At 71.7% G+C, this 25140-nt stretch carries 23 protein-coding genes, 1 pseudogene and 1 riboswitch; of the genes and pseudogenes, 11 read left to right on the top strand and 13 right to left on the bottom strand.

From position 1 onward, the window contains the following. Positions 1 to 51: 51 nt before the first annotated feature. Positions 52 to 1821, bottom strand: a complete 1770-nt coding sequence (gene lysS / locus ACZ7L4_RS20740) for a lysine--tRNA ligase (RefSeq protein WP_472105612.1) — start codon at positions 1819 to 1821, stop codon at positions 52 to 54. Positions 1822 to 1961: 140 nt separating this feature from the next. Here lysS and argS point away from each other — a divergent pair, with 140 nt between their 5' ends. Both argS and ACZ7L4_RS20730 read left to right on the top strand, forming a co-directional pair. Continuing rightward, the gene (gene argS / locus ACZ7L4_RS20735; RefSeq protein WP_472104460.1) at positions 1962 to 3722 is read left to right on the top strand and encodes an arginine--tRNA ligase; all 1761 of its coding nucleotides are present in this window, start codon (positions 1962 to 1964) and stop codon (positions 3720 to 3722) included. A 22-nt stretch (positions 3723 to 3744) separates the two neighbouring features. Further along, positions 3745 to 4109: pseudogene (locus ACZ7L4_RS20730) on the top strand (PH domain-containing protein). Positions 4110 to 4121: 12 nt separating this feature from the next. On the opposite strand, the gene ACZ7L4_RS20725 reads toward ACZ7L4_RS20730, so the two are convergent. After that, positions 4122 to 5702: a FadD3 family acyl-CoA ligase gene (locus ACZ7L4_RS20725; protein WP_472104458.1), complete on the bottom strand. Its 1581-nt coding sequence runs from the start codon at positions 5700 to 5702 to the stop codon at positions 4122 to 4124. A 109-nt stretch (positions 5703 to 5811) separates the two neighbouring features. Between ACZ7L4_RS20725 and ACZ7L4_RS20720 the strand changes: the two genes are divergently transcribed. The 3 genes from ACZ7L4_RS20720 to ACZ7L4_RS20710 all read left to right on the top strand — a co-directional run bounded on the left by ACZ7L4_RS20720 (position 5812) and on the right by ACZ7L4_RS20710 (position 8274). Continuing rightward, positions 5812 to 6960, top strand: coding sequence for a lipid-transfer protein (locus ACZ7L4_RS20720; RefSeq protein ID WP_472104456.1), 1149 nt, complete (start codon positions 5812 to 5814; stop codon positions 6958 to 6960). An 82-nt stretch (positions 6961 to 7042) separates the two neighbouring features. Next, a complete protein-coding gene (locus ACZ7L4_RS20715) occupies positions 7043 to 7501 on the top strand; it encodes a Zn-ribbon domain-containing OB-fold protein (RefSeq protein ID WP_472104454.1) in 459 nt (152 codons plus the stop codon). Next, positions 7498 to 8274: an enoyl-CoA hydratase/isomerase family protein gene (locus tag ACZ7L4_RS20710; RefSeq protein WP_472104452.1), complete on the top strand. Its 777-nt coding sequence runs from the start codon at positions 7498 to 7500 to the stop codon at positions 8272 to 8274. The genes ACZ7L4_RS20715 and ACZ7L4_RS20710 overlap by 4 nt, the downstream gene beginning before the upstream one ends. 9 nt (positions 8275 to 8283) lie before the next feature. On the opposite strand, the gene ACZ7L4_RS20705 is transcribed toward ACZ7L4_RS20710, so the two are convergent. From ACZ7L4_RS20705 to ACZ7L4_RS20695, 3 genes are all read right to left on the bottom strand, one after another. Beyond that, a complete protein-coding gene (locus tag ACZ7L4_RS20705; RefSeq protein ID WP_472105610.1) occupies positions 8284 to 8757 on the bottom strand; it encodes a hypothetical protein in 474 nt (157 codons plus the stop codon). An 86-nt stretch (positions 8758 to 8843) separates the two neighbouring features. Then, positions 8844 to 11246: a protein serine/threonine kinase AfsK gene (afsK, locus tag ACZ7L4_RS20700; RefSeq protein ID WP_472104450.1), complete on the bottom strand. Its 2403-nt coding sequence runs from the start codon at positions 11244 to 11246 to the stop codon at positions 8844 to 8846. Positions 11247 to 11404: 158 nt separating this feature from the next. Continuing rightward, positions 11405 to 12121 (bottom strand): VOC family protein, encoded by a 717-nt coding sequence (locus tag ACZ7L4_RS20695; protein ID WP_472104448.1) that lies wholly within the window; start codon positions 12119 to 12121, stop codon positions 11405 to 11407. A gap of 163 nt (positions 12122 to 12284) precedes the next feature. Here ACZ7L4_RS20695 and ACZ7L4_RS20690 point away from each other — a divergent pair, with 163 nt between their 5' ends. Next, positions 12285 to 12932, top strand: a complete 648-nt coding sequence (locus ACZ7L4_RS20690) for a TetR family transcriptional regulator (RefSeq protein WP_472104446.1) — start codon at positions 12285 to 12287, stop codon at positions 12930 to 12932. 78 nt (positions 12933 to 13010) lie between these two features. Here the strand turns inward: ACZ7L4_RS20690 and ACZ7L4_RS20685 are convergent, their stop codons facing one another. Continuing rightward, entirely contained in the window at positions 13011 to 13487 is a 477-nt protein-coding gene (locus ACZ7L4_RS20685) for a nitroreductase family deazaflavin-dependent oxidoreductase (RefSeq protein WP_472104444.1), read from the bottom strand. Next, entirely contained in the window at positions 13487 to 14686 is a 1200-nt protein-coding gene (locus tag ACZ7L4_RS20680) for an acyl-CoA dehydrogenase family protein (protein ID WP_472104442.1), read from the bottom strand. The genes ACZ7L4_RS20685 and ACZ7L4_RS20680 overlap by 1 nt, the downstream gene beginning before the upstream one ends. Positions 14687 to 14802: 116 nt before the next feature. Between ACZ7L4_RS20680 and ACZ7L4_RS20675 the strand changes: the two genes are divergently transcribed. Together ACZ7L4_RS20675 and ACZ7L4_RS20670 are read left to right on the top strand one after the other, a co-directional pair. Beyond that, positions 14803 to 15972, top strand: coding sequence for a thiolase C-terminal domain-containing protein (locus ACZ7L4_RS20675; protein WP_472104440.1), 1170 nt, complete (start codon positions 14803 to 14805; stop codon positions 15970 to 15972). A 114-nt stretch (positions 15973 to 16086) separates the two neighbouring features. Next, positions 16087 to 16761, top strand: coding sequence for a pyridoxine/pyridoxamine 5'-phosphate oxidase (locus ACZ7L4_RS20670; RefSeq protein ID WP_472104438.1), 675 nt, complete (start codon positions 16087 to 16089; stop codon positions 16759 to 16761). Here the strand turns inward: ACZ7L4_RS20670 and ACZ7L4_RS20665 are convergent. From ACZ7L4_RS20665 to ACZ7L4_RS20655, 3 genes are all read right to left on the bottom strand, one after another. Beyond that, positions 16739 to 17641, bottom strand: coding sequence for a GNAT family N-acetyltransferase (locus ACZ7L4_RS20665; protein WP_472104436.1), 903 nt, complete (start codon positions 17639 to 17641; stop codon positions 16739 to 16741). The genes ACZ7L4_RS20670 and ACZ7L4_RS20665 overlap by 23 nt on opposite strands. A 64-nt stretch (positions 17642 to 17705) precedes the next feature. After that, the gene (locus ACZ7L4_RS20660; protein WP_472104434.1) at positions 17706 to 18128 is read right to left on the bottom strand and encodes a Zn-ribbon domain-containing OB-fold protein; all 423 of its coding nucleotides are present in this window, start codon (positions 18126 to 18128) and stop codon (positions 17706 to 17708) included. Beyond that, positions 18125 to 18577: a DoxX family membrane protein gene (locus ACZ7L4_RS20655; RefSeq protein WP_266718772.1), complete on the bottom strand. Its 453-nt coding sequence runs from the start codon at positions 18575 to 18577 to the stop codon at positions 18125 to 18127. Before ACZ7L4_RS20655 ends, ACZ7L4_RS20660 begins: the two co-directional genes overlap by 4 nt. 198 nt (positions 18578 to 18775) lie before the next feature. Between ACZ7L4_RS20655 and ACZ7L4_RS20650 the strand changes: the two genes are divergently transcribed. The 3 genes from ACZ7L4_RS20650 (at position 18776) to ACZ7L4_RS20640 (ending at position 23216) form a co-directional block, all read left to right on the top strand. Next, on the top strand, positions 18776 to 19936 hold the full coding sequence (locus ACZ7L4_RS20650) for a flavin-containing monooxygenase (RefSeq protein ID WP_472104432.1): 1161 nt from the start codon (positions 18776 to 18778) through the stop codon (positions 19934 to 19936). Positions 19937 to 20131: 195 nt separating this feature from the next. Further along, a complete protein-coding gene (locus ACZ7L4_RS20645) occupies positions 20132 to 22354 on the top strand; it encodes an acetate--CoA ligase family protein (RefSeq protein WP_472104430.1) in 2223 nt (740 codons plus the stop codon). Positions 22355 to 22397: 43 nt separating this feature from the next. Next, the gene (locus ACZ7L4_RS20640) at positions 22398 to 23216 is read left to right on the top strand and encodes an enoyl-CoA hydratase/isomerase family protein (RefSeq protein ID WP_472104428.1); all 819 of its coding nucleotides are present in this window, start codon (positions 22398 to 22400) and stop codon (positions 23214 to 23216) included. Positions 23217 to 23288: 72 nt separating this feature from the next. On the opposite strand, the gene ACZ7L4_RS20635 is transcribed toward ACZ7L4_RS20640, so the two are convergent. The 3 genes from ACZ7L4_RS20635 to ACZ7L4_RS20625 all read right to left on the bottom strand — a co-directional run bounded on the left by ACZ7L4_RS20635 (position 23289) and on the right by ACZ7L4_RS20625 (position 25084). Then, positions 23289 to 23915, bottom strand: a complete 627-nt coding sequence (locus ACZ7L4_RS20635; protein ID WP_472104426.1) for a 50S ribosomal protein L11 methyltransferase — start codon at positions 23913 to 23915, stop codon at positions 23289 to 23291. 68 nt (positions 23916 to 23983) lie between these two features. Further along, on the bottom strand, positions 23984 to 24622 hold the full coding sequence (locus tag ACZ7L4_RS20630; RefSeq protein WP_472104424.1) for a GNAT family N-acetyltransferase: 639 nt from the start codon (positions 24620 to 24622) through the stop codon (positions 23984 to 23986). 10 nt (positions 24623 to 24632) lie between these two features. Next, positions 24633 to 24719, bottom strand: a riboswitch (SAM riboswitch). Between the two features lie 74 nt (positions 24720 to 24793). Next, positions 24794 to 25084: a winged helix-turn-helix domain-containing protein gene (locus tag ACZ7L4_RS20625; protein WP_472104422.1), complete on the bottom strand. Its 291-nt coding sequence runs from the start codon at positions 25082 to 25084 to the stop codon at positions 24794 to 24796. Positions 25085 to 25140 lie beyond the last annotated feature (56 nt).

Here is a 25140-nt window from a genome sequence, read left to right as displayed (position 1 = left end):
AAGAGGGGCGGCACCGGATCGGATCCGGTGCCGCCCCTCTTTCGTGTCCGGTTACGCCCCGAGCAGCTTGCGCACGCGGTCCGCGCCGACGGCGAGGAGCAGCGTGGGCAGTCGCGGCCCGGTGTCACGGCCGACGAGCAGGTGGTAGAGCAGCGCGAAGAAGGAGCGCTGGGCGGTCTTGATCTCCGCCGGGAGCTCCTTCGCCGTGGCGTCGGCCGGGAAGCCGGCCTGCACCTTGGGAACGCCGTAGACGTGGTGGGTCAGTCCGTCGAGCGACCAGTGCTCGTCCAGGCCCTCCAGGAGGAGGCGGATGGACTCGCGGCCCTGTTCGTCGAGCGCGGCGAGCGCCTCGGTGTCGGGCTCGGTGCGCACGATGGTGCGGGACTCGGCGGGCACGTACTTGGTGATCCAGGCCTCGGCCTTGTCGAGCCGGGGTCGGACGGTGTCGAGGTCGGTGACCGGGTTCGCCGGGTCGAGCTCGGAGAGGATGCGCTGGGTCTGCTCCTCGTCGCCGGCCGTGACGTCGGCGACGGACGCCAGCGTGCGGTACGGAAGCGGGCGCGGCGTGCGGGGCAGCTCGCGGCCCGCGACGCCGACGGCGCGGCTGTACGCGGCGGCGTCGGCGGGCAGCACCGTGCCGTCGGCGACCTTGGCGCCGAGCTTGTCCCACTCGTCGTAGAGCCGCTGGATCTCCTGGTCGAAGGCGATCTTGAACGACTGGTTGGGCTTGCGGCGGGCGTAGAGCCAGCGCAGCAGCTGCGGCTCCATGATCTGGAGCGCGTCGCCGGGGGTCGGGACCCCGCCCTTCGACGAGGACATCTTGGCCATGCCGGAGATGCCGACGAAGGCGTACATCGGGCCGATGGGCTGCTTGCCGCCGAAGATCTTGCCGACGATCTGGCCGCCGACCTGGAACGACGAACCGGGCGAGGAGTGGTCGACACCCGAGGGCTCGAAGATGACGCCCTCGAAGGCCCAGCGCATCGGCCAGTCGACCTTCCAGACCAGCTTGCCGCGGTTGAACTCCGACAGCAGGACGGTCTCGGTGAAGCCGTCGAGCGTGCAGGTGTAGGACAGCTCGGTGGTCTCGTCGTCGTAGGAGGTGACCGTCGTGAGGTCCTTGCCGCACTGGCCGCAGAACGGCTTGTACGGGAAGTAGCCGGCCGAGCCGCTGGAACCGTCGTCCTCGGACGCGGCGCCGGAGCCCTCGGCGGCCTCCAGCTCGGCCTCGTCGACCGGCTTCTGGTTCTGCTGCTTCTTGGCCGGGGCCTTCTTGGTGCGGTACTGGTCGAGGATCGCGTCGATGTCGCCGCGGTGCTTCATCGCGTGCAGGATCTGCTCGCGGTACGTACCGGCCTGGTACTGCTCGGTCTGGCTGATGCCGTCGAACTCGACGCCGAGGTCGGCGAGCGCCTGGACCATGGCGGCCTTGAAGTGCTCCGCCCAGTTCGGGTACGCCGAGCCTGCCGGGGCCGGGACGCTGGTCAGCGGCTTGCCGATGTGCTCGGCCCAGGACTCGTCGGTGCCGGGGACGCCGGCCGGGACCTTGCGGTAGCGGTCGAAGTCGTCCCAGGAGATCAGGTGCCGCACGGTGTACCCGCGGCGGCGGATCTCGTCGGCGACCAGGTGCGGGGTCATGACCTCGCGGAGGTTGCCGAGGTGGATCGGGCCCGACGGGGAGAGGCCTGAGGCGACGACGACCGGTTTGCCCGGGGCACGACGCTCGGACTCGGCGATGACATCGTCCGCGTATCGGGAGACCCAGTCCTGGGTCTCCGCGCCTGTGCTCTGGGCCACGATCGGTTGTCCCTCTCTTCGAATCCGGGGTGGGGCTGCACCTCTGCCCACCCCATTCTCCCAGCTTCCCGGTGCGGAACGAAAACGCGTTACGGCTTCGCCGCGCGGCTCTGGGATACTGGCGGTGCATTCCAGCCCACCCCGACCAGAACGGCAGCCCCTACATGGCCCCGGTCAAGTCCATCACCGCCAACGTCAACGCACGCCTCGCCGACGCCCTGACTTCCGCCCTGCCGGAGGCCGGCGGCGCGGACCCGTTGCTGCGACGTAGCGACCGGGCCGACTTCCAGGCCAACGGGATCCTGGCCCTCGCCAAGAAGGCGAAGGCGAACCCGCGGGAGCTGGCGACGCAGGTCGTCGAGAAGATCACGAGCGGCGAGCTGATCGCCGACGTCGAGGTCTCGGGCCCCGGCTTCCTGAACGTGACGGTCACCGACAGGGCGATCACCGACACGCTCGCGGCGCGCGCCGCCGACACGGACCGGCTCGGCGTGCCGCTGAAGGACGTCCCCGGTACGACGGTCATCGACTACGCGCAGCCGAACGTGGCGAAGGAGATGCACGTCGGCCACCTGCGGTCCGCCGTGATCGGTGACGCGCTGCGCGGCATGCTCGACTTCACGGGCGAGAAGACGATCGGCCGGCACCACATCGGTGACTGGGGCACCCAGTTCGGCATGCTCATCCAGTACGTGATCGAGCACCCGGACGAGCTGCCGGCGGCCGGTGCGGACGCGGACGGCGAGCAGGCGATGTCGACGCTGAACCGGATCTACAAGGCCTCGCGCGCGGTCTTCGACGCGGACGAGGACTTCAAGGGGCGGGCCCGCAAGCGGGTCGTGGACCTCCAGTCCGGCGACAAGGAGACCCTCGCCCTGTGGCAGCGGTTCGTCGACGAGTCGAAGGTCTACTTCTACTCGGTCTTCGAGAAGCTCGACATGGAGATCCGGGACGACGAGATCGTCGGCGAGTCCGCGTACAACGACGGGATGCCGGAGACGGCCCGCCTCCTGGAGGAGATGGGCGTCGCGGTCCGCTCCGAGGGCGCGCTCGTGGTCTTCTTCGACGACATCAAGGGCAAGGACGACCAGCCGGTGCCGCTGATCGTGCAGAAGGCGGACGGCGGCTTCGGCTACGCGGCGTCCGACCTGACGGCGATCCGCAACCGTGTGCAGGACCTGGACGCGACGTCGCTGCTGTACGTCGTGGACGTGCGGCAGTCGCTGCACTTCAAGATGGTCTTCGAGACGGCGCGGCGCGCGGGCTGGCTGTCCGACGAGGTGAGTGCGCACAACATGGCGTACGGCACGGTGCTCGGCGCGGACGGCAAGCCGTTCAAGACACGTGCGGGTGAGACGGTGCGCCTTGAGGACCTGCTCGACGAGGCGGTGCAGCGTGCCGCCGAGGTCGTGCGGGAGAAGGCGCGCGACCTGACCGAGGAGGAGATCCAGGAGCGGGCCGCGCAGGTCGGCATCGGCGCCGTGAAGTACGCGGACCTGTCGACGTCGCCGAGCCGCGACTACAAGTTCGACCTGGACCAGATGGTGTCGCTGAACGGCGACACGTCGGTGTACCTGCAGTACGCGTACGCCCGTATCCAGTCGATCCTGCGCAAGGCGGGCGAGGCGAAGCCGACCGCGCACGCCGAGCTGGAGCTGGCTCCGGCGGAGCGGGCGCTCGGCCTGCACCTGGACGCGTTCGGTGACACGGTCTTCGAGGCCGCCGCCGAGTACGCCCCGCACAAGCTGGCCGCGTACCTGTACCAGCTGGCGTCGCTGTACACGTCGTTCTACGACAAGTGCCCGGTCCTGAAGGCGGATTCGGCGGAGCAGGTGGAGAACCGGCTGTTCCTCTGCGACCTGACGGCGCGGACGCTGCACCGGGGCATGGCGCTGCTCGGCATCCGCACGCCCGAGAAGCTCTGACACATCACAAACGGGGGGCCTCATGGCACTGTTCGGCAACGCTCATCCGATCGACCCGGCCAAGGCCGCGCACGACTACGCGCGGCTGCTCGGCCAGGGTGAGCAGATATTCGGCGCCTATCAGTTGATCAGGGACGCGATCCTGCTCACGGACCGGCGCATGACCTCATCGACAAGCAGGGGATGACGGGCAAGAAGGTCGAGTACCACTCGGTGCCGTACCGCAGCATCTCGCACTTCGCGGTGGAGACGGCCGGGCACTTCGACCTGGACGCCGAGCTCAAGATCTGGATCTCGGGGAACTCGGTGCCGATCGAGAAGACCTTCACCAAGGGCGTCGACATCTATGAGGTGCAGGCGATCCTGACGCAGTTCGTCGCGCGCTGACGGCGGGGGACGTCAAGGGCGGCGTGCGGCCCGCAACTCGCCCTTGACCACCTTCCCGCTCGCGTTGCGCGGGAGTTCCGTCATGAACTCGACGGACCTGGGGACTTTGTAGTTCGCCATCTCGCGCCGCGCCCAGGCGATGAGGTCGTCCTCGGTGAGGACGCCGCCGGACCTGCGGACGACGTACGCCCTGCCGACCTCGCCGAGGCGGCCGTCGGGGACGCCGACGACGGCGACGTCGGCAACCGCCGGGTGCAGGCCGAGGAGTTGCTCGATCTCGGCCGGGTAGGCGTTGAAGCCGCCGACGATGAACATGTCCTTGATGCGGTCGGTGATCCGGAGGTTGCCGGCCGCGTCCATGATCCCGACGTCGCCGGTCCGCAGCCAGCCGTCCGCGGTGATGGTCTCGGCGGTGGCGGCGGGGTCCTCGAAGTACTCGCGCATGACGTTGAAGCCGCGGACCAGGACCTCGCCCGGCTCGCCGGGGGCGGCGGACTCGACGCGGACCTCAGTGCCCGGTATCGCCCGCCCGGAGGTCTCGGCGATCACCTCGGCCGGGTCGCCGCGGCGGCACATGGTGGCGATGCCGCTGGCCTCGGAGAGCCCGTACGCGGTGAGGACCGTGGCCACGCCGAGTTCGCCGCGCAGCCGTTCCACGAGGCGCAGCGGGACGACCGCGGCGCCCGTCACGACGAGCCGCAGCGCCGACAGGTCGTGGGAGTCGCGCGAGGGGTGGTCGAGCAGCGACTGGTGGAGCGTGGGCGGGCCGGGGAGCACGGAGATCCGCTCGGAGGCGATGTTGGCGAGGGCCGTGTCCACGTTGAAGACGGGCTGCGGCACCATCGTCGCGCCGCGCATCAGGCAGGCGAGGACTCCGGCCTTGTAGCCGAAGGTGTGGAAGAACGGGTTCACGATCAGATAGCGGTCGCCCTCGCGCAGGCCCGCGAGTTCGGCCCAGATCTCGTAGCCGCGCAGGGTCTGGGCGTGGGTGATGACGGCGCCCTTGGGGCGGCCCGTCGTGCCGGAGGTGAAGATGATGTCCGAGGGTTCGGTGGGGTCGACGGCGGCGGAGCGTGCGCGGACCTCGGCGGCCGTGATCTTGTCGCCGGCGGCCAGGAACTCCTTCCAGCTCCGGTAGCCGGGGGCCTCGGGCGTGCCGTCGCCGAACACCACCACCTGTTCCAGGTCGGGCAGTTCGGCGCCCGCCTCCTGCGCGCGGCGCAGTGACGCCACGTAGGACGTGCCGAGGAAGGTGCCCGTGACGAACAGCAGGCGGGCCCGGGAGCGGGCCAGGATGTCGGCGGCCTCGCCGCCCTTGAAGCGGGTGTTGAGCGGTACGAGGACGGCTCCCGCGCTGACGGCGCCGAGCGCGGAGACGATCCAGTCCAGGGTGTTGGGCGCCCAGACGGCGATCCGGTCCCCTGTCTCGACGCCTGCCGCCATGCACGCGGCGGCGGCCCGCTCGACGCGTTCGCCGAGTTCCGCGTAAGAGATCCGGGCGCGGCCCTCGACGACGGCCTCGCGCTCGCCGTACCGTTCGGCGGCATCCCGCACCAGCTCCGGGACCGTTCCCCACTCGCCATCCGTACGCATCGAACGACCTCCCACAACGCCGTAGCTGACTATCCGTCAGATTAGCTGTAGCCTGACGCGCTGTCAGCAGATGGAACCGGCGGCAGACGGAACCAGGTGGGGTGTGCCCATGGCGGGACTCAAGGACGCGACGGCCATCGTCGGCATCGGACAGACGGCCTTCGCGAAGCAACTCCCGGAATCCGAGAAGACATTGGCGTGCCGGGCGATCGTCGACGCGCTCGACGACGCGGGGATATCCCCGTCCGAGGTCGACGCCTTCGCCTCCTACACGATGGAGGAGACCGACGAGGTCGAGGTGGCCAAGGCCATCGGGGCCGGCGACGTCACCTTCTTCTCCAAGGTCGGCTACGGGGGCGGCGGTTCGTGCGCGACCGTCGCGCATCTCGTCGCCGCGATAGCCACCGGACAGGCGAGCGTCGGCATCGCCTGGCGCTCCCGCAAGCGCGGCTCGGGGCCCCGCCCCTGGAAGAACACCACCGTCCAACTCCCCACGCCCGCCCAGTGGACGCGGCCGTACGGGCTGCTCCGTCCGGCCGACGAGATCGGCATGCTGGCCCGCCGCTACATGCACGAGTACGGCGCCACGCGGGACCACCTCTTCAACGTCGCGCTCGCCTGCCGCAACCGGGCCAACCAGAACCCCGCCGCGATGATGTACGAGCGCCCCATGACCCGCGACAGCTACATGACCTCGCGGTGGATCAGCGAGCCGCTCTGCCTCTTCGACAACTGCCTGGAGACGGACGGCGCCCTGGCCTGCGTCATCGTGTCCGCCGAGCGGGCCCGCGACTGCCGGCAGAAGCCCGTGTACGTCCACTCCGCCGCGCAGGGGCTGCCCGCGCAGCACCACGGCATGGTCAACTACTGGAACGACGACCCGCTGACCGGTCCCGCGTGGACGGCGGCCCGCCACCTGTGGAAGAACGCGGACGTCACCCCCGAGGACGTCGACGTCGCCCAGATCTACGACGCGTTCACCCCGCTCATCCCGCTCTCCCTTGAGGGATACGGGTTCTGCGGGCGCGGCGAGGGCGCGGCGTTCACGGAGGGCGGGGCGCTCGAGATCGGCGGACGGCTCCCCATCAACACGGGCGGCGGCGGCCTCTCGGAGGCGTACGTCCACGGCTTCAACCTCATCAACGAGGGCGTGAAGCAGTTGCGGGGGGTCAGCACGGCGCAGGTACCGGACGCGGAAACCTGCCTGGTGACGGCGGGTGAGGGAGTCCCGACGTCGGCGCTGCTGCTGCGCAGCTAATTCAAGCCCCTGCGGCGATTGAGCAGCGGGGTCCGGGGCAGAGCCCCGAGACCGCAACCCCTCTTGAGCGAAGGACGACCTCATGACGGAAGCGACGACGACCTCCCAACTCCTCACCCCCACCCCCGACGACGACGGCGCCCCCTTCTGGGAGTACGCCGCCCGCGGTGAACTGCGCGTACAGGCCTGCGCCGACCCCGACTGCGGAGAGCTCCGGTTCCCGCCCCGGCCCTGCTGCCCGCACTGCCAGTCCTTCGACAGCGAGTGGCGCCGGATGAGTGGCCGCGGACGGGTCTGGTCGTACGTGATCCCGCACCCGCCGCTGCTCCCGGCCTACGCCGCCCAGGCCCCGTACAACGCGATCGTCGTCGAGCTGGCGGAGGCGCCCCGGATCCGGCTCGTCGGCAATCTGGTCTCCGCCGCCGACGCCCCGCTGAACTCCGTCGACCCCGACCGCATCAAGATCGGCGCGCGGGTGCAGGTGGTGTTCGCGGAGGTCGACGGGGTGACCGTGCCGCGCTGGGTGCTGGAGCGCTCATGACGGTGCGCACGGAGATCGACAAGGGCACGGGCGTCGCCACCGTCACCCTCGACCGTCCGCACCGCCACAACGCCCTCGACCAGGAGACGGTCGCCCAACTGGCCGCCGCCTGGCGGGAGTTCCGTTTCGACGACACCGTGCGGGCGGTCGTCCTCACCGGGGCCGGCGAGCGGGCGTTCTGCACGGGCATCGACCGCGGGTGGGACCTGCCGCAGCCGGACTCCCCGTACTCGGCGGACGATCCGCTGCCCACGGTCGGCCCGAAGGCCAACGACCTGTGGAAGCCGGTGATCGCCGCGGTCAACGGGATGGCGTGCGGCGGCGCGTTCTACCTGATCGGCGAATCGGAGTTCGTGGTCGCGGACGAGACGGCGACCTTCTTCGACCCGCACACCACCTACGGCATGGTCAACGCCTTCGAGTCGATCCATCTGGCCCAGCGGATGCCGCCCGGCGAGGTGGCCCGGCTCGCGCTGATGGGCTCGGCGGAGCGGATGTCGGCGCGGCGCGCGTACGAGGTGGGCCTGGTGTCGGAAGTCACGGGCCCCGGTGGGGCGTTGGAGGCGGCGCTGCGGTGCGCCGCCTCCATCGCCTCGTATCCGACGGAGGCGGTCCAGGGCACGGTCAAGGCGGTCTGGGCGGCCACGGAGGCCGCCCGGGGTCACGCCTTCACGCGGGCCCCGGACCTGATCAAGCTGGGCAACCTGCCGCCGGAGCGGCAGGCCGAGCTCTTCAACTCCCGTACGCAGAACCGGGAGTTCAGGGTGCGCTGAGGGCCCGGGTCAGCGCTGCACGAGGGCTTCGCGGGCGATGTCGCAGTGGTCGACCTTCGCGGCGAGGTCCTTGCCGCCGACCGGCACCTTGGCGGTCACCGTGCCGTTCGCCGGCACGTCCACCTTGTGGAAGAGGGAGCTCACGTTCGTGCCGCGGGTGTCGCGGAAGGAGGCGTGGACGTCGAACCGCGCGCGCCTGCTGTTGGGGTTGGTGACCTGCACGGTGGCGTACGCCTGCCGTGCGTCCGCGCACTTGATGAGCCGGACGGTGCCGTCCCGCAGGCTCGTCGAGGATGCGGACGAGGTGGTCCTGGGTGTGCTGTGCCTGGTGTGCCGGGTGTAGCCGCTGCCGCCCTTGGAGAGGCCGGACGACGAGTCGTGCTTCTGCGAGGAGCTGCTGCACCCGCCCCCGCTGCCGCCCCGGCTCTTGGAATGTCCGTGGCCCCGGCCGGTGGTGAACCCCGTGAGGGCCACCACCACCATCGTCGCCACCGCTGTCAGTTTCAGTCCCCGTTTCATCACGCGGGGCACCCTATCGGCGGCAGCGGCCCCGGACACCGGGAACCCCACTACCGGCTGGTACCCGTCCCCTTCTCCGCGTCGAGCGCGTACACGCAGCGGTCCTTGCTGCACGCGTAGACGACGCCGTCCTTGACGACCGGGGTGCCGGTGATCTCGCCGCCGGTGGCGAGCTTCCAGCGCAGCCGGCCGTCGTCGGCCTTCAGCGTGTAGAGCAGGTGGTCCGTGGAGCCGAAGTGGATCCGCTCGTCCGCGACCACGGGCGCCCCGACGATCTCGCCGCCTGCCTGGAAGCGCCACTTCGGGGTGCCGGTCACGGCGTCCAGGGTGTAGAGCCCCTGGCCGCTGCCGACGTGCACGTGGCCCTGCGCGACCAGGACCGGGTCGACCGACGAGGGCCGGGCCTCGGTCGCGATGCGCCAGCGGTCGCGGCCGTCGGTGGCGTCGAGCGCGTACACGGTGCCGAGGTGGTCGACGAGGTACACGCCGCCGCCGGTGACCGCGGGTCCTGGGGCGAAGGCGGGCGGCGACAGGAATACGGCGGGCGCCTCGAAGTGCCAGCGGACGTGGCCGGACGCGACGTCGATGGCGAGGACGCGGGTGCCCGCCGCGACGTACACATAGCCGTCGGCCGCGGGCGTCAGGCGCATCGGGACGCCGCCGCAGGAGCCCGCGTCGCCGATCGGGTAGGACCAGCGCTCGTCCCCCGTGCGGGCGTCGAGGGCGCGCAGGCGGGCGTCCTGCCACACGTAGACCGTGCCTTCGTGCACGACGGGTCCGGCCTCGGTGGCCTCGAAGTCGGTCTGGCAGCCGGTGATCTCCCACAGCAGGTCGCCGCTGACGGCCTCGCGGGCCTGGACGCCGCCGCCGCGCGTCGCGGTGACGACGGTGCCGCGGTCGGCCTGGAGCGCGTACACCCAGGCGTCGGTCTGGATCCGCCACAGGTCGCCGCCGTCGCGGGCGTCGAGCGCCCACAGGGTGGGGCCGTCGGAGGCGTGGATGCGGCCGTCGGCCACGGCCATGGACCAGGCGACGTCGCGGGTCTTGAAGCGGCGCCGCCCGGTGGCCACGTCCAGGACGTGCACCTCGAACGACGTGACGTAGACGAGGTCGCCGGCGACGGCGGGCGTGCCCCACACGTCGTTCGACATGCGGAACCGCCAGGGCCGCCAGGCGGCGCCCTCGGCGACGGACGGCGCGGGCACGACCGGTTCGTGCGAGCCGTTCACGGCGGGCTTGGAGCGGGACCAGGAGCCGGCGAGGCCCGATTCGGCGGGCGGCGCCTTCACGGCGGCGGCGCGGGCGTCGGCGACACGCGGTCCGGGGCCGATCGGCACCTGCGCGCCCGCGAGGTGCACGGGCCCGTCGGCGACGAGGCTCTGGCCCGCGGGCACGGGCGAGTGCCGCCAGCCGTCCGTGGCCACGGGGTGCGGGGCGGGGGCCATCGGCGGGGCGGGCGGCTGCGAGGGCATGGCGGGGATGGGCCCGCCGTGGCCGTTGGGCGCGGCGTGCGCGCCGGGGCCCGGCGGCCGGGTCGCGGGGGCCTTGGGTGCGGGGCGGCCGCCGCGGCGCGACTCGATCAGGGCGACGGAGCGCTCGGGCAGCCAGGCGGACGCGGTGCCGCTGTCGTCGCTGCCCGCGCCGAACAGGTGCGGGGCGAGCTGGGCCTGGAGGTCGGCCGGGGAGGGCCGCTGGCCCGCCTCCATCTGCATGCACGCCTCGAGCAGCGGCCGCAGCTCCTCCGGGAGGCCCTCCAGGTCCGGGCCCTCGCGCAGCAGCATGAACACGGTCTCGACGGGGTTCGCGCCGTGGAACGGGGCGTGCCCGGTCGCCGCGAACACGAGCGTCGAGCCGAGCGAGAAGACGTCGGAGGCCCCGGTCACGCTGCGGGAGTCCTTCGCCTGCTCGGGCGACATGTACGCGGGCGTGCCCACCGCCACGTTCGTCATCGTCAGGCGCGTGTTCGAGACGCCGGACGCGATGCCGAAGTCGATGACGCGCGGGCCGTCCTCGACGACCAGGACGTTCGACGGCTTGAGGTCGCGGTGCACCAGGCCCGCGCCGTGGATGGACTGCAGGGCCTCGGCGACGCCCGCGGCCAGCCAGCGGACGGCCTGGGCGGGCAGCGGCCCGGTCTCGTTCACTATTTCTTCGAGGGAGGGCGCCGGTACGTACGCGGTGGCGAGCCAGGGCACGGCCGCGCGCGGGTCGGCGTCGACGACGGCGGCCGTGTAGAAGCCGGACACCGCCCGTGCCGCCTCGACCTCGCGCGTGAAGCGGACCCGGAACAGCTGGTCCTCGGCGAGCTCCGTACGCACCGTCTTGATCGCCACGCGTCGGCCCGAGGCCGAGCGCGCCAGATAGACCAGGCCCATGCCGCCCGCGCCGAGCCGTCCAAGGACCTCGAACGGACCGATCCGCCTCGGATCGTGCTGCGTCAGCTGATCCATCACTTGCCTGCCACCTCCCCGTGCGGGCCACCGCACTCACGGCCCCCGTCAGCGTCTCACCACCGAAGCGCCACGGCGGCACGCACCCCGATTCTTCCTGTCTCGGCCCTCAGTTGCGAACCTCGGGTCAAAACGGGGTGTCTCGGAGCATTCGGGGCCTCTTACGCCTGCTCGCACACCGCGAACACCGCCCCTTGATCATCCTCGATCACGGCGGCACTTCCGTACGCCGTCGGGTGCGGCCCCTTCCGCACCCGCCCGCCGAGGCGGACCGCGGCCGCCGCTGTGGCCTCGACGTCGGCGCAGCCGAAGTGGAGCAGGAACCTGCCGGGCCCTTCGGTGACGACCCTACGGCGGACCGCCGCCCCGAAGTCCCCCTCTTCGAATACGGACCCGTAGAAGGAATCGCTCAGCGCGGCGTCGGGTGTGAGCAGTTCCGCGCCGCAGAACGCGCCGGCCCCGCCCACCCGCTCGAAACCCCGGTGGCTCCCCGCCTGGCGCAGCACGAACGCCGCCCCCTCGGGCCCCCTCGCGAGCGCCACGGTCGCCTCCGTCCCGCCGGACAGCGGTCCCGCCACGATGTGCCCGCCCGCCGCGAAGACCCGTTCGGCGGCGGCGTACGCGTCGCGCACGGCCAGGTGCACCCGCCATTCGACGCCCAGGTTCGCCGGGGCGAGGGCGGCGACGGAGCGGTCCTCGCTGTAGGCCGCCGTGTAGTAGCCGCGCTCGGCGCCCGCGCCCTCGTCGAAGGTCCAGCCGAGGAGATCGCCGTAGAACCGTTTTCCCGCCTCGACGTCCGCGAGCCGGGCGTCGGCCCAGCACGGGGACCCTTCGGGAAATTCGGGGACGGCGAGCTCGTCGCGGCGTGCGGGGCGCATGAGCGTCACGCTAACCAGGCCGAACGGGCCGATGCGCTTTAAATTCGAACGTTTGGCCAATTCTGCTCGCTCGCGGCGCGTCATTTGACCGGAGGTCATGACGGCCAACCCCATTTGCAGTCGGCCAGATCGCGCTCCGATCACCCCTCGGTAAGCTGACGGCATGACAGGACAAGTACGGACCGTCGACGGCCGCGTGGCCGGACGGCGTGGTCAGGCAACACGTCAGAAGCTGCTCGACTGCCTCGGCGAGATGCTCAGCTCCTCGCCCTACCGGGACGTCAAAGTCATTGATGTCGCGCGAAAGGCGGGCACTTCGCCCGCGACCTTCTACCAGTATTTCCCGGACGTCGAGGGCGCCGTCCTGGAGATCGCCGAGCAAATGGCCACCGAGGGAGCGGGGTTGACCGAACTGGTCGCCGACCGCTCCTGGGTCGGCAAGGCCGGCTGGGCCACCGCGCAGGAACTCGTGGACGGCTTCTTCGAGTTCTGGCGCAAGAACGACGCGATCCTGCGCGTCGTCGACCTCGGCGCGGCCGAGGGCGACAAGCGCTTCTACAAGCTCCGCATGAAGATCCTGAACTCCGTGAACAACTCCCTCACGGACGCGGTCAAGGACCTTCAGGACAAGGGCAAGGTCGACAAGGACGTGAGCCCGGCCGCCGTCGCCGGTTCGCTGGTCGCGATGCTCGCGGCGGTCGCCTCGCACCAGAAGGGCTTCCAGACCTGGGGCGTCAAGCAGGCCGAACTCAAGCCGAACCTCGCGCTGTTGGTGCACCTCGGCGTGACCGGAAAGAAGCCCGTCAAGTAACTCTTCTGGTCCTGTCGTGCAGCGGCGGTTCGCGTGGTGCAACGTGAGCCGCCGCTGTTGCAGTTCCCGGCCCGCCGCTCAGCGGCGCTCCAGGCGGAACAGCCGGATCTCCCGCTCCACCCGCCGCTGGTACGTGGCGTAGGGCGGCCAGAACTTCAGCGCCGCCGCCCAGGCCTCCTCCCGCTCGCTCCCCGCGAGGAGCCGGGCCGTCACCGGGACGTCCTTCCCGCGCCAGTTGATCTCGGCGTCCGGATGCGCGAGCAGATTCGCGGTCCAGGCGGGATGGCCCGCCCGCCCGAAGTTCGACCCGATGAGCAGCCAGGTCCCCCGCTCCTCCTCGGGCATGCACGCGAGTGGAGTACGCCGCTCGATCCCGCTCTTCGCGCCGCGCACGCAGAGGATCACGCCCGGCAGCATCTGCGCGCTGAGCAGCACCTTTCCGCGGGTGAGCCGGTGCACGGCGCGGTCGAGGGCGGGGATGACGTGCGGCGCGAGGCGGCCGAACGTCCGCGTCGACGACACCTTCTGCACCAGCTTGATGCCCGGCGGTGCCATCAGACCGCCACCTCCAGGCCGGGACCCGGCGCGAACAGCTCGGCGGCCTGCGCGGCCCGGTCCCGCAGCAGATGCACCGGGCCGAACAGCAGCTCGTCGCCGGTGGCCCGCTTCAGGTACAGGTGCGCCTCGTGCTCCCAGGTGAAGCCGATGCCGCCGTGCAGCTGCACGGCCTCCCCGGCCCCGGTCCGCAGCGCTTCGAGGGCCTGGGCGAGCGCGAGCCCGCCGACGGGCGCCTCGTCGTCGGTGCTCGCGGCCCACGCGGCGTAGTAGGCGGCCGAGCGCGCCGCCTGCACCTGTACGTAGACGTCGGCGAGCCGGTGCTTCACGGCCTGGAAGGAGCCGACGGGCCGGCCGAACTGCTCCCGTTCCTTGACGTAGTCGACGGTCCGCTCGAGCGCCCGGTCGGCGGCGCCGACGGCCTCGGCGGCGAGCAGGGTGGCGACGGTGTCCCCGACGGCGGCCAGCGCCCCGGTCACATCGCCGTCCTCCTCGCCCAGCAACTCGGCCTCGACGTCGCGGAGTTCGATGCGCGCCTGCGGCCGCGTCTCGTCCATCGCGGTCTGGCGTACGCGGACGAGCCCGGGGGCGTCCGCGCGCACGAGGAACAGGAGCGTGCGGGAGCGGGCGAAGCCTCCGGTGTGCGCGGCGACGAGCAGCAGCCCGGCGCTGTGGCCGTCGAGCACCTGCTCGGCCTGTCCGTAGAGCCGCCAGCCGTTCTCCTGCCGGGCGGCCTGCACGCCGCCGGCCCGGCCGCCGCCCGCCCAGTCCCCCGCGTTGTCGGCGACGAGCCCGAGGGCGGTGGCGAGCCCCGTGCCGGGCACGGCGAGCGTCGCGGTCAGGTCGCCCTCGGCGATCCTGGGCAGCAGCGCGGAGCGCTGGGCCCCGGTGCCGAGGGCGGAGATCAGCGGGGCCGCGAGCCCGCTGGTCGCGAGGAGCGGCGTGGGCGCGAGGGCGCGCCCCAACTCCTCTGCCGCGAGCGCGAGTTCCACGAAGGATCCGCCCACGCCCCCGCACTCCTCCGGGAGCGCGAGCCCCGGCAGGCCGAGGTCGGCGCTGAGGGTGCCCCACAGGGCGAGGTCATGGCCGGCCGGCGTGCGGGTGGCGGCCTTGACGTCGTCCGGGGTGCAGCGCTTGGTGGCGAGTTCGCGCAGGGTACGGCGGATCTCTTGCTGTTCCTCGGTGAACCTGGCGTCCATGTGGGCCCCTTTCTGACGGGGCGTCATGTTAGGACGCCGACCGCCGGATGCCCAGAGGCGCGCACACTCCCACGCACACTCCTCCGCACCCCCGTATCTGATGTACCGTCAGATTCATGACTCAGACCGGAAGCAAGGTCGCCATCACGGGCATCGCCCTCTCCGACTGCGGCCGCGTCGACGAAGCCACTCCCTACGCCCTGCACGCCCAGGCCGCCCGCCGGGCGCTCGCCGACGCGGGGCTCACCCCCGACGTCGTCGACGGCTTCGCGAGCGCGGGCCTCGGCACCCTCGCGCCGGTCGAGGTCGCCGAGTACCTGGGCCTCAAACCCCGCTGGGTCGACTCCACTTCGGTCGGCGGCTCCACCTGGGAGGTCATGGCGGCGCACGCGGCGGACGCGATACGGGCGGGCCACGCGCGCGCCGTCCTGCTCGTCTACGGCTCCACGGCCCGCGCCGACATCAAGGCGAAGCGGCGCACCTCCAACCTGTCCTTCGGGGCGCGCGGCCCGCTCCAGTTCGAGGTGCCGTACGGCCACTCGCTGATCGCCAAGTACGCGATGGCGGCCCGCCGCCACATGCACGAGTACGGCACAACCTTGGAGCAGCTGGCCCAGGTCGCCGTCCAGGCCCGCGCCAACGCGTCCCGCAACCCGGACGCCATGTTCCGCGACCCGATCACGGTCGACGAGGTCCTGGACGGGCCGATGATCGCCGACCCGTTCACCAAACTGCACTGCTGCATCCGCTCGGACGGCGGCGCGGCGGTGCTGCTCGTGGCCGAGGACCTGGTGCGCGACTGCGCGAAGCCGCCGGTGTGGGTGCTGGGTTCGGGCGAGCACGTGTCGCACACCACGATGTCCGAGTGGGACGACTTCACGGTCTCCCCGGCGGCGGTGAGCGGCCGACTGGCGTTCGAGCGGGCGGGGGTGAGTCCGTCCGAGATCGACATCGCGGAGATCTACGACGCCTTCACGTACATGACGCTCGTGACCCTGGAGGACCTCGGCTTCTGCGCCAAGGGGGAGGGCGGCGCCTTCGTCGAGAAGGGCCGCCTCCTGCACGACGGCGAACTCCCCACGAACACCGACGGTGGCGGCCTCTCCGCCCAGCACCCCGGCATGCGCGGCCTGTTCCTCCTGGTGGAGGCGGCACGACAGCTGCGCGGGGAGGCGGGCGGCCACCAGGTCCGGCGCCCGGACGGTTCACTGCCGCGCCTCGCGGTGGCGTCGGGAACGGGCGGGTGGTTCTGCTCGGCGGGGACGGTGGTGCTGGGGCGGGACTGAGGGGCGGGGACGGAGGTGCTGGGGCAGGACTGAGGTGCAGGGACGGTGGTGCTGGGGCGGGACTGAGGGGCGGGGCAGGGCGGGACCGAGGGGCGGCGGGGCGAGAATCGGGGGATGGAACCGGAATCCGACTCCCCCGACCTGGACGCCCTCCTGCGCTCCCTGCGCGTCTGGGACACCGAGCTGCCCGCATTCGACCCCGAGGACACCCCCGCCGCTCCCCTCCCGCTGTTCACCCGGTGGTTCGCCGCGGCCGTGGCGGCGGGCCAGCCCGAACCGCACACCCCGTCGCTCGCGACGACGGACGCCGAGGGCCGCGCCGATGTCCGTACGGTGATGCTGCACGGCGCCGACGAGGCGCACGGCTGGCACTTCGCCTCGCACGCGGGCAGCGCCAAGGGCCGCCAGCTCGCCGCGCGCCCGTACGCGGCGCTCGGCTTCTACTGGCCCGCGCAGGGCCGCCAGATCCGGGTCCGCGGCCCCGTCCGCACGGCGGGCCCCGAGGCCGCCCACGCCGATCTGCACGCCCGCTCGACCGGCGCGCTCGCCTCCGCCCTCGTCGGCCACCAGAGCGAACCGCTCGGCTCCTACGAGGAGTTGGAGCGCGCCTCCGACGCCGCGTGGGAGCGCGCGCAGCGCGAACCGGACGCCGCCGCCCCGTCCTGGACCGTCTACGAGCTGGCCCCGGACGAGGTGGAGTTCTTCCAGGGCGACGCGCGACGCCGCCACGTGCGCCTCCGGTACCGGCGCACGGCGGACGGCTGGGTCAAGGAGCTGCTGTGGCCGTGAACTCCCACACCGCGAACTCCCGGACCGGGCGGTAGCCAAGGCGCTGGTAGAGGGCATTGCTCGTCGGGTTGGCCAGGTCGGTGAAGAGCAGCACCTCTTCCGCCCCCTCGGCCCGCGCGGCCCGGCTGACCTCGGCGGTGACGGCGGCAGCGTAGCCGCGGCCGCGTACCGCGGGCGGCGTGTAGACGGGGGCGACCCGGACGGTGGCCAGCGAGCCGCGGGTGAGGCCCGCCATCGAGACGGGTGTGCCGTCGGCGTCCTCCCAGAGCGTGATGCCGCCGTAGGCGATGCGCTCGTCGGCCCAGGCGTCGGCCCGTTCGCGCGACGGGGCGTCGCGCGGGTGTGCCTCCGCGTCGAAGGCCATGTGCCAGTCAGCGAGGAGGCCCCGGTCGGCCTCGCCCGCGATCCGGGGTCCGCCCGCGGGCAGGCTCTTCGGCGGCGTCAGCTCGCCGAGCCGGAACAGCCGCTGCCGCATCACGCGCTCGGCCCGCGCGCCGGGACGCCGCTCGAGCCAGGCCTCGGCGAGAGCGGACGTCGACTCCAGTGCGCCGTTCGCGCCGTCTACGGGCAGTTCGGCGAGGGCATCGACCAGGGTGCCGGCCGCCTCCTTGCGGCCCGCCTCCTCGCCGGGCAGCGCCACGTACAGGAAGTGGGGCGGCGTCCAGAAGAAGTAGCCGGCCACCCGACCGCCGGGCCCCGTCCACACGCCGAAGCGCGCGCCGTCCACCATCCAGCCGGACGCCCGCATGCGCGCGGTGACGCTGAGCGCCACCGTATGCAGGGTCGGGTCGGAGGCCAGCAACTCCCTTGTGCGTTCGGTGAATTCGTCGAGGTCCGACGTCAGCAGCCACTCGCCCGTGCGTGCCCGTGAGGTCGTCATCGGGCCATGATGGCCGCACCCGCGGAGGCCCGGCCACCGGATTACGGCGTCGGCCACCGCACGGTCATCGCGCGGGCCGGAACACCGGCACCGCGAAGCCGCCCCCGCCCTCCCGGAAGTCGACCGTCAGCTCCATCCCCATCCGCAGGTCGGCCTCCGCGCACTCCACGATCTCCGTCATCATCCGCGGCCCCTCGGCGAGGTCGACGACGGCGGCGGTGTACGGGGTGCGGGCCCCGAAGGGCGGCAGGTCGTTGCGGTGCACGACGGACCACGTGTAGAGCGTGGCCCGGCCGCTCGCGTCCCGCCACCCGCCGTTCTCGCTCCAGCAGAACGGGCAGAACTCCCGCGGGTAGTGGTGGTCCCGCCCGCAGTCCGCGCAGTGCCTGAGCAGCAGCCGCCCCCCGGCGGCCGCGTCCCAGTAGGGCCGCGTGAAGGCGTCGGGTTCGGGAACATCGAAACGTACGTCGGCGGAAGCAGCGCTCACGAGAACAGTCCGATCGCGTGGTCGAGGGACCAGGCCTGCCAGGACATGGCGAACAGCGCGACGAGCGAGATCAGGCCCATCATCGCGTTCTGCCCCTGCTCGGCCCAGTCGTGGATCATCAGCGTGAAGTAGAGGAGGTTGAGCAGCAGCCCGCCGACCAGCGCGATCGGCGTGAGGAATCCGAGGATCAGCCCGACCCCCAGCGCGAGTTCGGCGTACACCACGACGTACGCCATCGTCTTCGGCCGCGGTTTCACGACGACCTCGAAGCCGCTGCGCACCGCGTTCCACTTGTGCTTGCCCGCCACGTCCGCGGCCCACGCGATGCCGGTGCCGCGCTCGAACCAGCCCTTCTTGTCCTTGTGCCGCCAGCTCTCCAGCCACCACAGGCCGAGCCCGATGCGCAGCACGGCGAGCCACTCGGCGCCGCTGAGCCCTATCGCGTCCATGAAGTCCGGCCCCTCTCCCACTTTCTGACGGTACGTCAGTTACTCGGGCAGACCAGTTCAACGCATCCGGCACCGCCTCCGCAAGGGCCCCGCACTCACCAACGACCGACCGCCCGAGCCCCGGCCCGTGATCAATTCGCAACCGGTTTCCGTCTTGACCGGTCCCGCTCAATCCGGCGACCGGAATACGCTCCGTGCATGGCCGACTCCCCACAAGCACCGGCACGCAGTCACGAACGTCCGCCCGTGTACGTCATCGGGGGCGGCCCCGGCGGACTCGCCGCGGCCGTCGGACTGAAGGCGCACGGCGTCCGGCCCGTCGTCCTGGAGAAGTCCGACCGCGTCGGCACCTCCTGGCGCGGCCATTACGACCGCCTCCACCTGCACACCACGCGCCGCCTCTCGGGCCTGCCCGGCCTGCCGATGCCGCGCCGCTTCGGCCGCTGGGTCGCCCGCGACGACGTCGTGCGCTACCTGGAGAAGTACGCCGAGCACCACGACCTGGAGGTCGTCACCGGCGTCGAGGTCACCCGCGTCGAGCGGACCCCCGACGACTCGGGGTGGCTCCTGCGGGCGACCGGCGGCCGCGAGCTGACCTCGACCGCCGTCGTCGTCGCCACCGGCTACAACCACACCCCGCACCTGCCCGACTGGCCCGGCACCGCCACGTACACCGGGAAGCTGCTGCACGCGGGCGAGTACCGCAATCCGGCCCCCTTCACCGGCCAGGACGTCCTCGTCGTCGGCGCGGGCAACACCGGCACCGAGATCGCCGTCGACCTGATCGAGGGCGGCGCCGCGCGCGTCCGCATCGCCGTGCGCACCACGCCGCACATCGTGCGCCGCACCACGCTCGGCTGGCCCGCCCAGCGCACCGGCATCCTCTGCCGGCGCCTGCCGGTCGGCATGGTGGACCGGCTCGCCGCGCCGCTCGGCAGGGCGAGCGTGCCCGACCTGTCGGCGCAGGGCCTGCCCCGCCCCGACACCGGCCTCTACTCGCGGGCACGCCAGGGCGCCATCCCGGTGCAGGACGTCGGCTTCGTCGACGCCGTACGGTCCGGGAAGGTCGAGCCCGTCGCCGCCGTCACCTCCTTCGACTCGGACGCGGTGGTCCTCTCCGACGACACCCGGGTCACCCCGGACGCCGTGATCGCGGCCACCGGATACCGGCAGGGCCTGGAGGACCTGGTGGGCCACCTGAACGTCCTGGACCCCGCCACGGGGCGACCCCTCGGGACCTCTTCGGCGCCCGGCCTCCACTTCACCGGCTACACCAACCCGATCTCCGGCATGCTCCGCGAACTGGCCCTGGACGCGGGCCGCATCGGCAAGAAGGTGGCGGCACAACTACCCGCGTGACCGCCTCCCGGGCACCCGCCCGAGCACCCGTGCGAGCACGCCCCTCGGAACATTCGCCCCATCTCTTTGCCTGCAGCCCTGTTCCTGACACAGTGTCAGTTCAGTAATCTGACTATGCGTCAGTTATCCCTCGGGGGGACTTCGAGGCACTGCACAGGCAAGAGATGTCGCTGACACACAGGAGCGGGCGGACCGATGCTTGGATCGACGTATGGCACCCTGACCACCGACTCCCGCCGGGCCCGCGTGATCGCCTGCGGTGAGCAGCCCGGACCCGCCGTGCACGGGCGGGCCGGTACCGAAGAGCTGGACGTCAGCGGGCGCCCGCTGCACTCCGACGTCCCCGATCTCGACCGGTTCTTCCGGCCCGAGTCCGTCGCCGTCGTCGGCGCGTCCGACGCGGAGGGCCGGCCGAACACGGGCATCACACGGCAGCTCATGAACTGGGCGGAGCGGGTCGGCGCGCGCCTGTATCCGGTGCACCCCACCCGCGAGACCGTCTTCGGCCTCCCCTGCTCCCCCTCCGTCGCCGAGCTGCCCGAGCAGGTCGACCTCGCCGTGCTGCTCGTCGCCGATCCGCTGCCCGTCATCGAGCAACTCGCGGACACCAAGGTGAAGTTCGCCGTCGCTTTCGCCTCGGGGTTCGCCGAGACGGGCGACGAAGGCGCCGCGGCGCAGACCCGGCTGTCGTCGGCCGTGGAACGCTCCGGCATGCGGCTGCTCGGCCCCAACACCAACCTCAACGCCTTCGAGCGGTTCCGCGACGACCTCGAGGGTCCCGCCATCGCGCTGATCACCCAGTCCGGCCATCAGGGCCGCCCCGTCTTCTCCCTCCAGGAGCTGGGCATCCGCCTCTCCCACTGGGCGCCGACCGGCAACGAGGCCGACCTGGAGACCGCCGACTTCATCTCCTACTTCTCCCAGCGCCCCGAGGTCGGCGCCATCGCCTGCTATGTCGAGGGCCTCAAGGACGGCCGCTCCTTCCTCCTGGCCGCCGACCGGGCCGCGCGCGAGGGCGTGCCGGTCGTCGCGGTGAAGGTGGGGCGGACCGAGACGGGCGCCCGCACCGCGGCCTCGCACACCGGCAAACTCACCGGCGCGGACACCGTCGTGGACGCCGCCATGCGGCAGTTCGGCGTCATCCGCGTCGACGGGCTCGACGAGCTGCAGGACACCTCCGCCCTGCTCGCCCGCGCCCGGCCGCCGCAGGCCGACGGCGTCGTCGTGTACTCGATCTCCGGCGGAACGGGCGCCCACTTCGCGGACCTGGCGACGGAAGCGGGCCTCGACCTGCCGACCCTCCCCCAGGAGAAGCAGGACGAACTGCACCAGTGGATACCCGACTATCTGAGCGTGGCGAACCCGGTCGACAACGGTGGCCACCCGGTCGGCGACTGGCGCGGCCGCAAGATCATCGACGCGATCCTCGCCGACCCCTCCGTCGGCGTCCTGATCTGCCCGATCACCGGCCCCTTCCCGCCCATGAGCGACAAGCTGGCCCAGGACCTGGTGGACGCGGCGGAACAGACGGACAAACTGGTGTGCGTGGTGTGGGGCTCGCCGGTGGGCACGGAGGAGGCCTACCGCACGACGCTCCTCGGCTCCTCCCGCGTGGCCACCTTCCGCACCTTCGCCAACTGCATCACCGCGGTCCGCTCCTACCTGGACCACCACCGCTTCACGGCCTCGTACGTCTCGCCCTTCGACGAGGCGCCGCGCACGCCCTCCCCGTCCTTCCGCAAGGCGCAGGCCCTGATGCGCCCCGGCCACCAGCTGAGCGAGCACGCGGCGAAGCAGCTGCTGCGGGCGTACGGGATCCGGGTGCCGCGCGAGCAGCTGGTGACGAGCGCGGCGGCGGCGGTGCGGGCGGCGTCCCTCGTCGGCTACCCCGTCGTCATGAAGGCGTCGGCCCCGCAACTGGCCCACAAGTCCGAACTCGGCCTGGTCAAGGTCGAGTTGACCTCCGCCAGCCAGGTACGGGACGCGTACCGCGAACTCACCGACATCGCCCGCTACGAGGGCATCGAGCTCGACGGCGTCCTCGTCTGCCAGATGGTCGAGCGGGGCGTCGAGATGGTCGTCGGCGTCACGCGCGACGACCTGTTCGGCCCCACCGTCACCGTCGGCCTCGGCGGCGTACTGGTGGAGGTCCTGCGCGACACCGCCGTCGCCGTACCGCCCTTCGGCGAGACCCAGGCGCGGGCGGTCCTCGACCAACTCCGCGGGCGGGCCCTGCTCGACGGGGTCAGGGGGGCGCCGCCCGTCGACATCGACGCACTGGTCGAGGTGATCCTGCGGGTGCAGCGCATGGCACTCGAACTCGGCGACGACCTCGCCGAACTGGACATCAACCCGCTGATGGTGCTGCCGCGCGGCCAGGGCGCAGTCGCCCTCGACGCGCTCGCGGTGTGCCGCTGACCCGGCCGCCGCCACCGACCTTCTCCCGAGACGGAGCTCCCCCATGACCCAGCCCTCCCCCGACGAGTCCTTGCACTCATTGGTACTGCACGCCACTGACAACGGCGTCTCGTGGATCACCCTCAACCGGCCCGAAGCCATGAACGCCGTCACCTGGGACCAGCGCGAACGCGTCATCGCGCTGCTCGCCGAGGCCTCCGCCGACCCGGACGTACGGGCCGTGGTGATCACCGCGACGGGCAAGGGTTTCTGCGCGGGCGCGGATCTGCGGGGCGGGAGCGCGGACGCCGGGGAACGGGTCGTGGGGGACGTCGCCCGCATGATCCGCCTCGGGGCGCACCGGTTGATCGCCGCGGTCCAGGACTGCGAGAAGCCGGTGATCGCGGCGGTCAACGGGACGGCGGCCGGCATCGGCGCGCACCTCGCGCTCGCCTGCGACCTGGTCCTGGCCGCCGAATCGGCGCGCTTCATCGAGGTGTTCGCCCGCCGCGGCCTCGTCCCGGACGGCGGAGGCGCCTACCTCCTCCCCCGCCTGATCGGCCCGCAACGCGCCAAGGAACTCATGTTCTTCGGCGACGCGGTCCCCGCCGCCGACGCGGAACGCCTCGGCCTGGTCAACCGGGTCGTCCCGGACGACGAACTCCCGAAACTGACCCGCGACTGGTCGGAACGCCTCGCATCGGGCCCGACGCGCGCGCTGGCGCTGACCAAGTCCCTGATCAACGCCTCCCTGGATTCGGACCGCACCACAGCCTTCGCGGCAGAGGCGACAGCCCAGGAGCTGAACATGACCACCCACGACGCGAACGAGGGCGTAGCAAGCTTCGTGGAACGCCGGAGGCCGGAGTTCCGGGGCCGCTGAGGCGATTGAGGCGGCTGAGGCGGCTGAGCGTCTGACTGTGGCGGGAAATGACAGCCCAGTGGCCATCTCCCGTCACAGTCGCCCGTTGCGTGGTTCTCGGGAGAACTCCCAAATACCCACCCGCCCGCGCAAATCCGGGACGAGGGTGCGCCACGCGGGAGCAAAAGGCAGCCACGCGTCGGCGATCAGCCGGGGTGCGGACCAATCAGCGTAGGTACGGATGTCCATCCGTAGCGCTGCGGCGGCAGTGGTGCGTACGCGTCGCGCCTTGGCGTGTGCCAGGACCAGACGGATGCCGTCCAGACCGTCCGCGCCGCCCCCGTCGTGCAGGTGGCGCTGGTCGTGCGGAACGTCGGGCATCAGCGCGGTCGGCCGCTGCGGCGGATTGACCGCCAGAACGTCCGCGGCCATCGGGCCGAGCTGCCGCCAGTCGGCTTCCCACAACGAAAGGCGCTCGCACGCCTTGGGGCCGAGGATCCGCGTGACATTGCGCATCGTGTCGTTGAGCGCGGCCGGGTCGTAGTCCTGTGCCACGACATGGCGGGCGCCGCTTGATAGGGCCGCGATGGTGACGAGCCCTGCGCCGCACCCCACGTCGACCACGACCTGATCCTGGGTATCCAGCACATTGGCCGCCAGGAACGCGGAGAAGACGGAGGGGCGGTGCACCCTCGGGCCGACGTCGAGGTCCTGGGCCATGCCAACCCATGAGTCGATCCGCCTCGCACCCGCGGCGTCATCGCGTTCCGCTGCCTCCACCCCATGCCTCACACTCCCCGGACCGGCTCACTGCGACGCACGGCCAACCGCCGGAGAAGGTGGTCCCGTACGGCGTTCCACTCGGTTCTCACCACGGAGTACATGGCGGAGTCCCTGAGCTTGCCGGTCTCTCCCGGCGCCCAGGACGGCGACCAGTTCCTCAGCACGCCCTCGTAGGAGGCTCCGAGGTTCTCGATCGCCTTGCGTGACTGCTGGTTGCGGGCGTCGGTCTTGAGGTCGACCCGTTCCACGCGCAGGCGCTCGAAGGCGTGCCGCATCAGCAGCATCTTGGCCTCGGTGTTGATGCCGCATCCTTGCGCACGGGCGCCGAGCCAGGTGAAGCCGATCTCCACGGCTCGCAGGTCCCTGCTTCCCGGCCAGTGGCGCGGGTCCCAGTACGCCGTGCATCCGACGGCCCGCCCGTCGCTCTGCCGGATCTGCGCGAACGGGACGAGTCCCTGTTCCACGCGCTCGAATTGGGCCTCCAGATAGCCGACGACCCCCTCGGCGCGGGGGACGAGCGTGAAGGCGTACGTGCTGCGGTCCTCCTCCGCCGCCAGAGCGAGATCCTCGGCGTGGTCGAGGGACAGTGCCTCGAGCCGGACCAGGGAGCCGTTGAGCGTGGGTACGTCGAACCAAGGTCGCATGCGGTGCCGCTCCTCATCGTTCCTGGCGTTGGCACCTTGCTGTCGCAGGTTGCCGGACCGTCACGGGGCCAGGTCCCTCAAGTCCTCTGGATGAACGCGGCTGATCCTTGCCGTCGCGGGCGTCTCGGTCAAGGTGATTTGTGAGGAACGGTGCCGATCAACGCACTCCTGCTACTTGGCGCGCGGCTTCGGGGGCGGGCCGAAGGGCTCGTTCTTGGCGAGTTCCGGGCCGTCGTCGTCGACGAAGGTGCCCAGCCCGTGCTCCATCCTCAGGAGGCCGGCGTCGCGGAGTTGGTAGAGGGCCTTCTGCCCGGTACTCGTGGACACGTCGAACTCGGCAGCGACGTCCGCGACCGAGGGGAATCGCTTCCCCAGCGGGTACTCCTCGGTCGCGATGCGGTGCGCCAGTACGGCGGCGATCTGACGCCAGACGATGCGGGTGCGGTCAATCTCGTAGTCCACGCAGTGACCGTATTCCTTCACCTCTGCGCATGCACCTGCACATATATGATCACCTC

The organism is Streptomyces sp. NPDC107575 (genome assembly GCF_055657265.1).
The sequence above is the reverse complement of the archived record's forward strand: the minus strand, read 5'-3'. Positions and strand labels throughout refer to the sequence as shown.